At 39.3% G+C, this 13,507-nt stretch carries 11 protein-coding genes, 1 other RNA gene and 1 pseudogene; 6 read left to right on the top strand and 7 right to left on the bottom strand.

The window, feature by feature from the left end:
- The first annotated feature begins 46 nt into the window (after positions 1 to 46).
- The gene (locus tag FTU83_RS13650) at positions 47 to 1,009 is read left to right on the top strand and encodes a M20/M25/M40 family metallo-hydrolase (RefSeq protein WP_373685374.1); all 963 of its coding nucleotides are present in this window, start codon (positions 47 to 49) and stop codon (positions 1,007 to 1,009) included.
- A gap of 417 nt (positions 1,010 to 1,426) precedes the next feature.
- On the opposite strand, the gene lon is transcribed toward FTU83_RS13650, so the two are convergent.
- The 3 genes from lon to FTU83_RS13635 form a co-directional block, all read right to left on the bottom strand.
- Positions 1,427 to 3,853: an endopeptidase La gene (gene lon, locus FTU83_RS13645; protein ID WP_180106890.1), complete on the bottom strand. Its 2,427-nt coding sequence runs from the start codon at positions 3,851 to 3,853 to the stop codon at positions 1,427 to 1,429.
- Between the two features lie 147 nt (positions 3,854 to 4,000).
- A complete protein-coding gene (locus FTU83_RS13640) occupies positions 4,001 to 4,588 on the bottom strand; it encodes a 5-formyltetrahydrofolate cyclo-ligase (protein WP_180106892.1) in 588 nt (195 codons plus the stop codon).
- A gap of 136 nt (positions 4,589 to 4,724) precedes the next feature.
- Positions 4,725 to 5,609 carry an OmpA family protein gene (locus FTU83_RS13635; RefSeq protein WP_257222631.1) on the bottom strand — a complete coding sequence of 295 codons (885 nt, stop codon included), beginning with the start codon at positions 5,607 to 5,609 and terminating at the stop codon, positions 4,725 to 4,727.
- On the opposite strand from FTU83_RS13635, the gene FTU83_RS13630 reads away from it, so the two are divergent.
- The 3 genes from FTU83_RS13630 (at position 5,590) to FTU83_RS13620 (ending at position 9,479) form a co-directional block, all read left to right on the top strand.
- Positions 5,590 to 7,470, top strand: a complete 1,881-nt coding sequence (locus FTU83_RS13630; RefSeq protein WP_180106894.1) for a cadherin-like domain-containing protein — start codon at positions 5,590 to 5,592, stop codon at positions 7,468 to 7,470. The genes FTU83_RS13635 and FTU83_RS13630 overlap by 20 nt on opposite strands.
- A gap of 260 nt (positions 7,471 to 7,730) precedes the next feature.
- Positions 7,731 to 8,930, top strand: a complete 1,200-nt coding sequence (locus FTU83_RS13625) for a YncE family protein (protein WP_257222634.1) — start codon at positions 7,731 to 7,733, stop codon at positions 8,928 to 8,930.
- Between the two features lie 84 nt (positions 8,931 to 9,014).
- Entirely contained in the window at positions 9,015 to 9,479 is a 465-nt protein-coding gene (locus tag FTU83_RS13620) for a hypothetical protein (RefSeq protein WP_180106898.1), read from the top strand.
- A 472-nt stretch (positions 9,480 to 9,951) separates the two neighbouring features.
- Here the strand turns inward: FTU83_RS13620 and ssrS are convergent.
- The 3 genes from ssrS to FTU83_RS13605 all read right to left on the bottom strand — a co-directional run bounded on the left by ssrS (position 9,952) and on the right by FTU83_RS13605 (position 11,075).
- Positions 9,952 to 10,134: non-coding RNA, 6S RNA (ssrS, locus tag FTU83_RS13615), on the bottom strand.
- 99 nt (positions 10,135 to 10,233) lie between these two features.
- On the bottom strand, positions 10,234 to 10,521 hold the full coding sequence (locus tag FTU83_RS13610; protein WP_180106900.1) for a cell division protein ZapA: 288 nt from the start codon (positions 10,519 to 10,521) through the stop codon (positions 10,234 to 10,236).
- Positions 10,522 to 10,523: 2 nt separating this feature from the next.
- Positions 10,524 to 11,075, bottom strand: a complete 552-nt coding sequence (locus tag FTU83_RS13605) for a hypothetical protein (RefSeq protein ID WP_180106902.1) — start codon at positions 11,073 to 11,075, stop codon at positions 10,524 to 10,526.
- Between the two features lie 64 nt (positions 11,076 to 11,139).
- On the opposite strand from FTU83_RS13605, the gene FTU83_RS13600 reads away from it, so the two are divergent.
- Positions 11,140 to 11,757 (top strand): UPF0149 family protein, encoded by a 618-nt coding sequence (locus FTU83_RS13600; protein WP_180008931.1) that lies wholly within the window; start codon positions 11,140 to 11,142, stop codon positions 11,755 to 11,757.
- Between the two features lie 102 nt (positions 11,758 to 11,859).
- Positions 11,860 to 13,194, top strand: a complete 1,335-nt coding sequence (gene pepP, locus FTU83_RS13595) for a Xaa-Pro aminopeptidase (protein ID WP_180106905.1) — start codon at positions 11,860 to 11,862, stop codon at positions 13,192 to 13,194.
- A 206-nt stretch (positions 13,195 to 13,400) separates the two neighbouring features.
- Here the strand turns inward: pepP and FTU83_RS13590 are convergent.
- A pseudogene (locus FTU83_RS13590) lies at positions 13,401 to 13,507 on the bottom strand (IS5/IS1182 family transposase); the annotation flags it as partial.

Here is a 13,507-nt window from a genome sequence, read left to right as displayed (position 1 = left end):
GCAGCATAAGCAGATTAGATCGAAGATGAAAATTGGAATAATAACAATGAAAAAAACATGGCAGGACGGTAAATTATTTTTGCTCAAGCAAGCAGCAATGCTTTCAATTTTTGCATGGTGTTCATTTGCGGCGTATGCCAACAATATTAGAACCGCTGAACCGGATAATTTAAAAGTCTATTTAGAGCAAATTATTGGTAATGAAGCTGAATATCGTAACTATAAGAACATTCAAGAGTTAAATCGGGTGTCTGCTTGGATTCGTGAGCAGATGCGTTTTTTTGGTGTGAATTGTCGTTTTCAAACCTATACCGTAAACAGCCAACCATACCGTAATGTGGTTTGTCCCTTAAATGCAGGGCATAGCAACCGAGTGATCATTGGCGCGCATTACGATGTATTTGAGGAGCAGCATGGCGCTGATGATAATGCTTCTGGCGTTGCAGGTGTACTCGAAGCTGCTCGGATTCTTTCGGCTGAAAAAGCGCGTTTAAAACAAAATATTGAATTTGTATTTTATACCCTCGAAGAACCGCCGTATTTTAGAACAGAGTCGATGGGCAGTTTTATCCATGCAAAATCGGTAGCAAAGGAAAAGGATAAAATTTCAGGTGTGTATATTCTGGAAATGATTGGTTATTTTGATCCGAAAGTTACCCAAGAATATCCAGTTGGGTTGAAATGGATTTATCCATCGCATACAAATTTTATTGCATCGGTGGGGAACATTCAGTCTCGTGACTTAACCTCATCGTATTGTGCGGCGATGGAGTCTTTGAAGCAGTTGCAATGTGAACGCTTGATTTCACCGTCATTTATTCAGGGTGTTGATTTTTCAGATCATATGAATTATTGGCAATTTGATATGCCGGCGATGATGATTACTGATACGGCATTTTATCGTAATAAGCACTATCACACTGAGCAAGATACTATGGATAAATTAAACTTAGATAAAATGGCTCAAGTGATCGATGGTTTGGTGAAAAACATCTTAAATTTGAAATAGCATGTCTTAAAAACATGACATAAAAAACGCAGCCCCGAAAGCCTGTGGACTGCGATAAAAGGTCATCTACCTGGAGATGTAGATGACCATCTTGTTCCAATGATCATCACGTTTTTACACGTGATTGGAACCAATAAAGAAACATACAGCGCGTATATCTCTCTACTATATATGTGGGATAGAGGGCGATATTTCAAGTAATAGCATGCAAATTTTGTAAGACTTTCTTATGGGCTATTACTGATCTTGATGTCGAATTTGAAATAGTAATCTAATCAATAGTCATAGCTGTTGTCTTGAGTCTTGTCATAGCGAAGGATTTGAATGAAATTTTTCAAATATTTAGTGTGAAAGCATGAATGTAAAAAAGCCCTGTCGAAACAGGGCTTTTTTTCATTTATTGCGAGTTGCTAGCGCTTAGTGACGTGCAGCTTTGCTACCTTCAGTTGCTTTGACAATCGGTGTCTTTGTAAGAGGTTTAGGCATATCAACCAAGGCTAGAGGTAAAATCTCATCAATCGATTTCACTGGTTTAATTTCTAGACCTTCTTTGACATTGTCTGGAATCTCAGCCAAGTCACGAACGTTGTCTTGTGGGATAAAGACAAGCTTGATACCACCACGGTGAGCAGCGAGAAGTTTCTCTTTTAAACCACCAATGCGCATTGCACGGCCACCAAGACTGGTTTCACCGGTCATCGCAATATCTGGACGAATCGCAATGCCTGTAAACGCTGAAACAAGAGCAGTGGTCAGGGCTAAACCAGCAGATGGACCATCTTTCGGTGTTGCACCTTCTGGTAAATGCACGTGTACATCTGTTTCTTCAAAGCGAATCGCTTCAATACCTAGTTCATCTGCACGGGTACGTACAACGGTCATCGCTGTTGTGATCGATTCTTTCATGACATCGCCAAGAGAACCGGTGGTAATGAACTTGCCTTTACCTTTCACTGCTGCAACTTCAATTGTTAGTAGTTCACCACCAACAGATGTCCAAGCCAAGCCGTTTACACGACCCACTTCAGCTTCTTCTTCGGCCATACCGAAGTCGAATTTGTGTGGACCTAAGTAGTCAGGAAGATTTTTCGAATTCACTTCAATTTGAAGATTTTTCGCTTTCTTGCTCACTGCTTCTTTTACCACTTTACGTGCAATTTTAGACACTTCACGTTCTAAGCTACGCATACCGGCTTCACGTGTATAACGTTGTACGATATCGCGAATGGCTTCTTCGTGAACGGTTAATTCTTTTGCACGTAGACCATTATTCTTGATGGCTTTTGGAACAAGGTAACGTTCAGCAATATTCACTTTTTCATCTTCGGTATAACCCGGTAGACGAATCACTTCCATACGGTCAAGCAAAGCTTCTGGAATATTCATGCTGTTTGCAGTACAGATGAACATCACTTCAGAAAGGTCTAGATCAAGATCTAAGTAGTGATCATTGAACTTGCTGTTTTGTGATGGATCTAGGACTTCAAGCAATGCTGAAGCAGGGTCGCCACGGTAGTCTTGCGCCATTTTGTCAATTTCATCGAGTAAGAACAGTGGGTTCTTTACGCCAACTTTTGTCAAAGACTGCACAATTTTACCGGGCATCGCACCGATATATGTACGACGGTGACCACGAATTTCAGCTTCGTCACGCACGCCGCCAAGCGCCATACGGACAAATTCACGACCAGTCGCTTTGGCAACAGATTCACCGAGTGAAGTTTTACCAACACCTGGAGGACCAACTAAGCACAGGATTGGACCACGAAGTTTTTTCACACGTGATTGAACAGCAAGGTATTCCACGATGCGGTCTTTCACGTCGTCTAAACCATAGTGATCGGCATCAAGAATATCTTGAGCTTTCGCAAGGTTAATGCTGACTTTGCTAGCTTTGTTCCAAGGCGTATCTAAAATAACTTCTAGGTAGTTACGCACGACAGCAGCTTCGCTTGAAGCAGGTTGCATCGCTTTTAGCTTGCGGAACTCATTTTCAGCTTTTTTACGTACATGTTCAGGTAAATCGGCTTCAGCTAGACGTTTTTCAATTTCTGCAACGTCATCTTCAGCACCGCCATTCATGTCAGAAAGTTCGCGTTGAATGACCTTCATTTTTTCATTTAAGAAGTATTCACGCTGATTCTTTTCCATTTGGCGTTTTACAGAATCATGTAAGGTTTGCTCAATTTGCTGTTCTTCTGACTGTTGTAATAAGTAGGTCATGAGTTCAGCTAAATGTGCTTCAAATTCATCATGCTCTAAGAATTTTTGTTTGACATCAATATTCAAAGGCACGCGTGTTGCTACGAAGAATAATAATTGCAGTAAATCATCAATTTTATTGGCTGCTGCAATCAATTCACGTGCATTACGCAGTTTTGCTTCTGCATATTGAGCAAATAAGGTACGTAATTCTTCGACACGGTTATTCTGAGTTTCTGAGTCTACAGAAACCGTCATTGGGCTTAATGAATGCTCGGCAGTCAGGTAATCATCGGCATCGATAATTTTTTCTAGCTTGGCACGATATAAGCCTTCAATCAGTACTTTTATACAGTTTTCATCATTCTCATGATTCACAACTTGCACAATCTTCGCGACAGTACCGTATTGATATAAATTGTCGTGATCAATTTCTTCTGTAAGCGAATCTTTTTGTGCAACTACGAATACAAGATTGTCACTGTCACGTGCGACATTGACTGCATTGATCGACTTTTCACGACCCACAAACAGTGCAATTTGCATGTGAGGATATACAACCACATCTCGTAGCGCTAAGAGCGGTAATACGCTCGGAATTGTAGTTTCCAAGCTTTCTTCATTCATAATAATCTCAGACATGGGCACTCCTAATGAGTGACAACGGTGTTGCCATGTTTTTTATAGTGATGTGTATTTTTTAAATTACAAGGGTCATGCCAATTAAAATGTATAAAAAATGACTAAATATGTGATTTATAAGTGTAACTCAGTGTCAAGAATATCAAATTAACGTTTGAAGCTTAAAGTTTGAGATGGGCTAATAAAGCCATCTAGCGGTTGATCCCATGCCTCTCGGACCAAGGGATCTTGAATGAGTTGAAAATCATGGCCAAGTCCTAAACGGTAGGGGGTAGAGTGGGCTGTTGCTAATGTTTTATCGTAGAAGCCACCCCCCATGCCAATACGTGTGCCGTACTTGTCGCAAGCGAGCAAGGGCATGATTAAAAGGTCAAGATGAGAAACATGCTTCCCACGACTCGCCATAGGCTCTTTCATGCCGAGTGGGTGATGAGAAAAACGTTTGTTGATGTATTGATGACGTGAGATTTCAACCCAAACCAGTTGCTGATTCATGTTGCAAATCATGGGTAAATACACGTGTTTTTGATGCGAAAAACAGTAGTGGATAAGCTTTTGAGTGTGAATTTCACCAAATGCATGTAAATAAACGCCTATATGCTGACTGCGCTTAAAATAACTATGTCTGATTAAGCGCTGTAGGACTTGTTGTTCAGCTTGTCGTTGCTCCCATAGGTTTAGGCTACGACGCTGCTTGCGGAGTTGTTTACGAAGGCTGGTGGTGCTCAAAGTCATGGTTCATTTCAAAGTAGCACAAAATTCTCAAAGGCATTTTAACGTGTTCAAGCTTAAAAGTCCGAAAAAATAGGTTTTATCTTTTTTATATAAAGCGTTCCTTAAACACTAGTTAGCTTAAGGAACGCATACTTATTTAAGGTTTTTTTATACCAAGAATTTGCACATCAACACGGCGGTCTGCTTGTAAGCAAGCTTTTAAGGCATTTCGATCTTGCACATCAAAACAACCATTGGTTACAGGCTGAGTTTCACCTGCTGAAGCGAAACTTAATTTGTCAGCAGCAATCCCTTGGTTCATTAAGTAATTTTTGACAGTTAGTGCACGTTGCAATGCAAGTTGCTGATTATATTTTTCACTGCCTAAACGGTCGGTATGTCCGGTAAGCTTAATCATATCAATACGTGCATATTGGTTATTAAGTTTAGTTGCTAGTTCATTCAAGCTTGATTTACCTGCAGGAAGTAAATCATTTAGTTTGCCACCATTAAATTTAAATAAAGAATCGGCAGCTAAATTTATATTATCTAAACTAGGTTCAATTGGTTTTATCACATTATTTAGAGCATTTTCTCTAATCGGGCAATTATTAATCGTAGTGCCATCATTATTTAATATAATAGGTTTGCCATTATTATCAACTGTAAGTAATAAGTTATTCAAAAGTGACTTTTCGTTTACACAATAGCTAACTGAATAATTTTTACAATGAGTTGTACAATTTTTCACCTTAAATTGGTATTCGCCTTCTTTTAAATAAAAATCAGCAGAATTATTAATATAAAAATCACCCGCTTTAAATTCATCTATATAGAGTTTAGTTGCACATTTTTGGTTCTTAGCTTGATCATCTGCGCATAATTTTTCATCACGTTGCACATGTATTTTGTATGCATCAATCATATTGTTTTGAAACAATAAATTATCTGGTTTTGCATATTTATTTACGCCAGGAAAAGTTGAACATGCGACAACTGAGCGTCCACAAGTTGAAGTGACTGTGACACCGAATGGTGACATCGTACAGACTTACCCTGATGACACTGATCCATCCACAATTACGCCTGACCAAATTACGGTTAAAGATCCAAATGGCAAAGACATCGTGGTTGAGTTTGGTACACCTGAGACTCAACCAGACGGTTCAATTACGGTAACGGGTAAAGTGCCAGAGGACGTTGAAGGCAAAGTTACGGTTAATGTACCAGAAGGTTCATATGAAGACACTTCGGGTAACCTGGGTCTACCAGGTACAGGCAACGAAAACATCAATATGGTTCCGCTTGTAGCAGAAGTGACGATTACACCAGATGGTAAGATTACTGTAACTTATCCTGATGATGTTGATCCATCGACGATTACAGAAGATAAAATCGTTGTTGAAGGTCCAAATGGTCCAATCGAAGTACCATTTACGCCGCCAGTGGAACAACCTGACGGCTCTTATATTGTGACTGGTGAAGTACCTCCGGGTGTTGATGGTAACGTTACAGTAACTGTCCCTACAGATAGCTATGAAGATGAATCAGGTAATCCGGGTGAGGAAGTAGATAAAACTGTCCCAGTGGACAATATCGCTCCTGAAGTTGAGACAACCCAAGTGGTTACGATAGAAGATCAAAGTGTGACATTAACATGGGCGCATTTTGGTATTTCAGATGCAAATACAGCAAATGATCAGCTTGTTATTACGGTAACAAATCTGCCAAAAGACGGTGTATTGACAATCGTAGATGCTGCTGGGAATAAAACACCAATCATCGCGGGTCAAACACTATCTTATGCTGATATTAATGCCGGAAAAGTTGTATTTGCACCAGATGCTAACGAAGCTTCAGCAACTGACGGCGGAGTATATGCAGGCCTAGAATTTAATGTTTCTGATGGTAAACATGTGACTTCAGGTGAATTGGAAATTGTTGTTGATGCAGTTGCAGATAAGCCTTCTTTAACATTAGATTTATTAGATTGGAGCCCAACGGCTGTTAATTTAAATATTCAAACTTGGAATAATCTTAAAACTGTTACTGTTGATGGAAAATTTTATAATTTATTGCAAGGTAATGGTAATGGCATGCCAGCAGATACCTTGAGAACGGTTTTTGAATACTTAACCAGTTCGAAAAATACAACTCTTCCACCTGCAAGCACTAGTGAAACTACAAGTTTGGTTGAAGCTCCGGAAGCAGACGCTTCAGAGAAAGTTTTACAATTTACTTTACATGCAGAAGTTTTAAATGATGCAGAGGAAAATGTGAATGTAAATGGTGTGAAATTTAAATCTGCTGCTCTTGATGCTTTAGTTGATGCCAAAGTTTCGGTAAATGGTATATCAGTAAGCAAAGATTCAGATGGGTATTATACTTATCAAGGCACTTCAAGTAGTCAAGTTGAAGATTTTGTAGTGAAAGTTACAGTCCCTGAAACCTCAATTCAAGATGTAAATGTACTTACAACCCAGCTCGAAACAGAGTTAGGAAACAGTAACAATGTGCTTCCTATTCAGGAAACAGTGACTGCGACAGCATCGTTTGCGATGTTCTCATTAGAAAGTGAAAGTTTACTTATTGGTGATGATATTGTTTTCGACCTTCTCGCAGACGACAATTTGGGCGGTAATACATTAACAACAGTAAATGATTTTTCTATTGCTGACCAAATCGATATATCTTCATTACTTTCTGACGATGCAACTGAAGCAAATCTCGCAGAGTTTGTAACAGTAGAATATGACGAAGAAACTGATTCAGCTGTGATTTCAATTGACCGTGATGGCACATCAGGTGCGGAATATGAATCACAAGATCTTGTAGTCTTGCTCAATCAAACCAACAAAGTCGAACTAGATGACCTAATCAACAATAATCAAATTATTTACTAATAATTTGATGAACTAAAAAAGCACCTTCGGGTGCTTTTTTTGCTTCCCAAAAAGTGAATGCAGATTGAATACTTGGTTTTAATCAACAACTCATCGGAATTAAAACAAATACGCTATATCTACACTTGTATATTTAATAAGCTTTCTTTGCGCTAAAAAAGCGACACTTATCTTATGGCTTTGGTCAAAAGGTATGCATAAAAACAAATGAATGGACAATAAAAATGGAAAAAAATCTCTGGATCAGGACACTTCTTTGTATGACAGTTACGGTGTCGCCACTTATTTTCGCAGCGACAACCACTGCACCCGTTCCACCCAATAGCCAGCAAGTCTTTTTTGTCGGCAATAATTGGGATGGTACGGTTACAGTGATCAATCCTGCAAAAAACTATCAGAAAGTTGGTGTCATCAATATGGTGCCCGACAAAAAACAACGCCTCACTGAAATTTACCTCAACCCAGTAAAATTAATCGCTTATAGCTATATTCGTAATACAGCAGGAGAGGGAAATGATCAATTGGTCGATGACATGTATTCCACACCAGATGGCAAATCGGTGGTTGCATCACGCCCAAGCTATGCAGATGTTGTCTCGATTAATATTACAACAGGGAAAATTAATTGGCGCACACCCGTTGAGGGATTTCGAGCAGACCATATGGCAGTATCCCCTGATGGGCAACAGGTTGCAGTATCAGCGTCTTCAGGTAATGTCGTACATATATTCGATATCAACACAGGCAAAGAACTAGGACGTTTTGCGACGGGCGATAAACCACATGAAAATATCTATTTTGCCAACGGTACTAAAATCCTAAATTCAGCCATTGGTAATGTCGAAACAGCCATGGATGCTTCTTGGCAAGACTTTACCAAAGGCAAACGCTACATCACGATAGCAGATGCTCAAAACTATAAAGTCCTCAAAAAAATAGATTTTAGACCTGCTTTAGATGCCGTAGGACGCAAAGACTTATCAAACTCAGTTCGACCGATTGTATTTAGTAAAGATGAATCCAAAATCTATGCGCAGGTCTCATTTTTTAATGGTCTGGTCGAATATGATCTCAATCAAGACAAAGTCACGCGCATTGCACAGCTTCCGGGAAGTACAACTATTCCCTCAGATCGCACGAAATGGGTGAATGACTCACGCCATCATGGGCTTTCCATCAGTGGAGATGGTGAAAAACTATGTGTCGCAGGAACCATGGATGATTATGCCACTATCGTCGATCGTAAAACTTTGACTGCAGCCAAATTGATTGCTGCAGGCAAACCGTATTGGGCAACGCAAAGCCCAGATAGTAAACGCTGTGTAATTTCTGAAAGTGCGACAGATGCAGTAACCGTGATTGATTTTGCAACAGGTGAAAAAGTCATCACAGTTCCAGTTGGCAATCACCCACAGCGTGTTCGTTTAGGTTATGCACCAGCAGGATGGGGCAGTCAGTAAAACAGTTTAAATCAAAAGAAAATGGAAAAATCAGAGTCAAATCGGCTCTGAATTTTTAATTGAAAAACATTTAGAGATTGAATCATGTATAAGAAATGGATTGTTATTGGGTTAGTGGTTGGCTTGATTTTATTGTTGATGATTCAGTTATTAAAACCAAAGCAGCAGGAGGTTCATGAACAGCTACCGTTAGATCAACAAAAAGTGTCTGAAACACGTTCTGAGCGAACTACAGAAAATGTATTGCAGCATTCAAGTTCTAATTCCAAACAATCAATACTCGACAGAGAAACGCACTCTGAGCTATTACAGCAACGTGAACAGGTATATCAACAATTTCAGCAAATAAACACGCTGATGAGTCAGGGACAGCAGCCGAATCAAAATCAAGTACTCGCTCTACTCGAGCAACAATATAACTTGGTTAAAAAAGGCGTCGTGAAATTGGATGAAGCCATTTCATCAATTCAATATTTACGACAAATACTTCCTGAAATGGACAGAGCTTTGGATAGACAGTTAGCTAAACTGGAACAACTCAAAAATTGAATAAGGCGGATAAAATCAGCTTTTGAAGGTGAACAAACTTGAATAAAAATTTTTAACTGATGTTACGCAGTAACATCAAAGCGCAATTTGCTTCAAATAAAACAACGATACGCGGTAACGTCATCCGCAAGTGTTTAAGACAGGACTACTTCTAATCAAAAATGTTTTTGTGATGCTTTGAATAATTTGACGGTAGTGAACGAGTTTTGCGGATGACAATGGTTTTGGGTACTTTTGCCGAAACAAAAGTATCTCCAGCCGAAGGCTAATCTCTTTATTTAATCCTTAGATGTAAGACTCCGTCGAATAGGCTTAAAATTATTTTAAAAATGCGAAATTACTTTTATGTGCGTAACATCAGTTTTTAAGAAAAGAACAGGAGTCGAATAGCGCAGAAATAGAATAGTGAATTTTTTAGAATATTTTTGAATTGAGTTGAATGCTGAAAATTCATTTAATGACTTGGAAGATAAACACTCCGAAGATGCCGCTGCAAATGTCGTGACCCTGAACCCGATGAGTTCAAGGTGGACGCGACGTACACTCGCTGGGTTTCCCACTCGAGGAGGGCATACGCTCAGAATATACAGAACACATCCATAAGTTTAAGTATCGGCAGGGGATTAGACCTAGCTGGCGAACACCTCAGAGATGTGCTCAGTATAACGAATTCAGCGTTATTGGCAAATCACCAAACACTGACAAAGTGTTTAAAATGAAGCAATCGGGCAAAGTATAATCACTAAACCACCGATTAATCAGTCAATTCTTCAACTTGTTCCAAAATATTTTGCAACAAAAGTTCGCAGTTTGCATATTCTTGCAAACTCTTATTCATTGACAGGACTTCTTGCATTAATTCAAGTGCGACCATAATGATCAGCTTACTCGGTTCCATACGTGGTGCTTTACGACGAAATTCATCGTATTTGTCATTCAGTAATTGTGCTGCGCGTTCTAAATCGACTTGTTGGTCAGAAGTCGTTGCTAAACGGAAACTATGACCTAGAACTTTTAAATCAACTGCAATTTGTTCACTCATGATCAAACTTCCTCATTACTTTCAGTCGGATGTGCCAATTGTTGAATTTCTTGCGCATGTTGATCTTGAGCTGTACCTAAAATAGCTAAACGTTGAATAATCACTTCAACTTTTGCTTTAGCATGTTCATTTTTTTGTAATAAACGTTCACGTTCTTGCTGCAAACCTTGAATTTCTTGTTGAGCATGACGCTGTTCATTTTGCATCTTTTCTTTAACGATACGTAGCTCATTACGTTCTGCCAAAATTTCTTGAAAACGATTTTTTAGATCAGTACAGCTTTTTTCAAGACGGCTATATCGGTCAGCCAAAGCAGTTGCATCAGTATTCAGCTGTTGAAGTTGAGCACGTGAATCAGTTAATTGCTCATTCAGCGTATCAATTTCTTCTTGTTTGGAGGTGATAATACCGTTCTTATGTACAATTTGAGCATGATGCTGCTCATCAGACGAGTTTTTCTCATCTTGTAGGGCATTATTTTCGCTTTCAAATTGCGCCAGTCGCTTTTTTAAAACGCTAATATGCGCTTGGAGACGCTGTAATTCTTCTAACATAACGTAGTCGCACAGTCTTGCAAACAAAGGTAATATATACGAAGTATAGAGATTGGATAAGCGAATGCAAGACGATATTTCAGGTTGGTCAGATTGGTCCCACAATTTTTCTAAAATTGAAGAAATTTCAAGCCCAAGTGAGTTACATGGTCTACTCACTGGTATAGTTTGTGTGTCACAACCCCCGAGTCGTGAAGAGTGGCAACAAATTTTAGCAACGCTTGATGTTGCTGAATTAGATGAAGATGCATTGGCATTGTTAACTGAAGAAGCAGAAGATGTAGCTCATTCACTTTCAGATGATGAACTCGACTATCTTCCTTTATTACCAGATGATGATCACTTACTAGGTGAGCGTGTACAAGCATTGGCAGACTGGTGTGCAGGTGTGGTTCTTGGTTTTGGTTTGGCGGCAGGACATCTGCGTACCAATGAGCAAGAATTGATTGAGCATTTACAAGATGTCGCTTCAGTAGAATTTGAAGATTCAGATGATGATGAAGAAGGTGAAGAAAGCTATCAGGAATTATACGAATTTGTTCGTTTAATCCCAGTGAGTCTGTCGATGGGACGTACCAAAGTTGATGTTTCAGAAACACCGTTGCTACAACTGAGCGCTAAAAATTCATTGGCTCAAGCGGGCAATGTGGTTGAAATGTTCACCCCACACCGTCCAAGTTAAGGCATTCTTTTTGCATTAATAATTAATAGATGATGGGCTCTATCTAAGGAGTTCATCATCCTATTAAATCAATCATAGTCCAAGCGTATAAGAAGCATATCAATGAAGAAATTAACTCAAGCAGATTTTCAGGAACGTCGTGACATCCTTGCAGGTGAAATGGGCTTACGCAGTATCGCAATTATTGCCACGAGCAAAGAAGCCATGCGAAACCGTGATGCCGACTATAAATTCCGTGCTGATAGTAGTTTCTTTTATTTAACAGGTTTTGCTGAACCTGAAGCGGTTGCAGTGATTGAAACCTTTGATAGCGAAGAAGAAGGTTATAGCTATAGTTTGTTCTGCCGTGAACGTGACCGTGAAATGGAAATTTGGAATGGTTACCGTGCGGGTATTGATGGCGCGATTGATGACTATGACGCGGATGAAGCCTTTGCTATCGATTTATTAGACGAAGAAATTTTAGAAAAATTACAAAATAAAGATAAATTATTTTACCGTATCGGGCAGCAAGCAGATTTTGATGCTCGTGTGGCGCAGTGGATTGCAGCTGCAAGCGGTGAATCACATAAGGGTGCAAGTGCGCCTGCTCAAGTCATTCAACTAGATCGCATCATTGATGAAATGCGTTTGCATAAGTCTGATGATGAACTTGAATTGATGCAAATTGCTTCGGATATTTCAGCAGAAGCGCATACTCGTGCCATGCAAACGGTTAAACCGGGCATGATGGAATATGCACTAGAAGCAGAACTGAATTATGTATTTGGTAAAAATGGCTGTGTGCCTTCCTATAACAGCATTGTCGGCGGCGGTGAAAATGGCTGTATTTTGCACTATGTGGAAAATGACAAAGAACTCAAAGATGGTGATTTGGTACTGATTGATGCAGCATGTGAATATCAGCTGTATGCCTCAGACATTACCCGTACTTTCCCAGTCAACGGTAAATTCAGCCCTGAACAAAAAGCACTTTATAATATCGTACTCGATGCGCAAATTGCGGCGATTGATGCGGTGCGTATCGGCAACTCTTATAAAGAACCACATAACGTTGCAGTGCGTATTTTAGTTCAAGGTTTATTGGATCTTGGGATTATGCAAGGAGATATTGACGAGATCATTGAAAAAGAAGCTTACCGTCAGTTTTATATGCATGGTACGGGTCATTGGCTTGGTATGGATGTGCATGACGTCGGTTCATACAAACAAGAGGGTGAATGGCGTGCCTATGAGGAAGGTATGGTTGTGACTGTAGAGCCGGGTCTTTATATTGCGCCAGATGATGAAACGGTTGATGAAAAATGGCGTGGTATTGGTATCCGTATTGAAGATGATGTTGTAGCAACTCAAAATGGTCCACGTGTTTTAACCGCTGCAGTGGTGAAATCTGTAGAAGAGATTGAAGCGCTGATGGCGAAAGCGAAAGCCGCTTAAGTTTATACAGTATTTAAAAAAGCCGGTCAGATGATCGGCTTTTTTTTATCTATAAGCAGTCATATAAATACTAATCATACAGACAATGTTAATTAGCAATGTAGTTGATTTTCTGATGTTAAGTTTTTACAAAAATTAGATATAAGTCTTTTAAAATTAATCGTATAAATTTTTTATTTTAATCATAATTAGATTTCTTTCATAAGTCATTTTTCACTCAGCTCCAAGTTATAAATTCCAGCAATTAGATTGAATCTTAATGCTAGTCTTTTGCCTCGATTGCGATATCGCTCAGCAAGAATTTTGAAGGTTT

This window comes from Acinetobacter sp. YH12152 (genome assembly GCF_013418285.1).
In the GTDB taxonomy this organism is placed as follows: Bacteria; Pseudomonadota; Gammaproteobacteria; order Pseudomonadales; family Moraxellaceae; genus Acinetobacter; species Acinetobacter amyesii.
This window is presented reverse-complemented; position numbering and strand designations above follow the sequence as displayed.

Coding starts and splice junctions, on each gene's coding strand:
- FTU83_RS13650 (WP_373685374.1), top strand. CDS start 47: ATGAAAAAAACATGGCAGGACGGTAAATTATTTTTGCTCAAGCAAGCA.
- lon (WP_180106890.1), bottom strand. CDS start 3,853: ATGTCTGAGATTATTATGAATGAAGAAAGCTTGGAAACTACAATTCCG.
- FTU83_RS13640 (WP_180106892.1), bottom strand. CDS start 4,588: ATGACTTTGAGCACCACCAGCCTTCGTAAACAACTCCGCAAGCAGCGT.
- FTU83_RS13635 (WP_257222631.1), bottom strand. CDS start 5,609: ATGTCACCATTCGGTGTCACAGTCACTTCAACTTGTGGACGCTCAGTT.
- FTU83_RS13625 (WP_257222634.1), top strand. CDS start 7,731: ATGACAGTTACGGTGTCGCCACTTATTTTCGCAGCGACAACCACTGCA.
- FTU83_RS13620 (WP_180106898.1), top strand. CDS start 9,015: ATGTATAAGAAATGGATTGTTATTGGGTTAGTGGTTGGCTTGATTTTA.
- FTU83_RS13610 (WP_180106900.1), bottom strand. CDS start 10,521: ATGAGTGAACAAATTGCAGTTGATTTAAAAGTTCTAGGTCATAGTTTC.
- FTU83_RS13605 (WP_180106902.1), bottom strand. CDS start 11,075: ATGTTAGAAGAATTACAGCGTCTCCAAGCGCATATTAGCGTTTTAAAA.
- FTU83_RS13600 (WP_180008931.1), top strand. CDS start 11,140: ATGCAAGACGATATTTCAGGTTGGTCAGATTGGTCCCACAATTTTTCT.
- pepP (WP_180106905.1), top strand. CDS start 11,860: ATGAAGAAATTAACTCAAGCAGATTTTCAGGAACGTCGTGACATCCTT.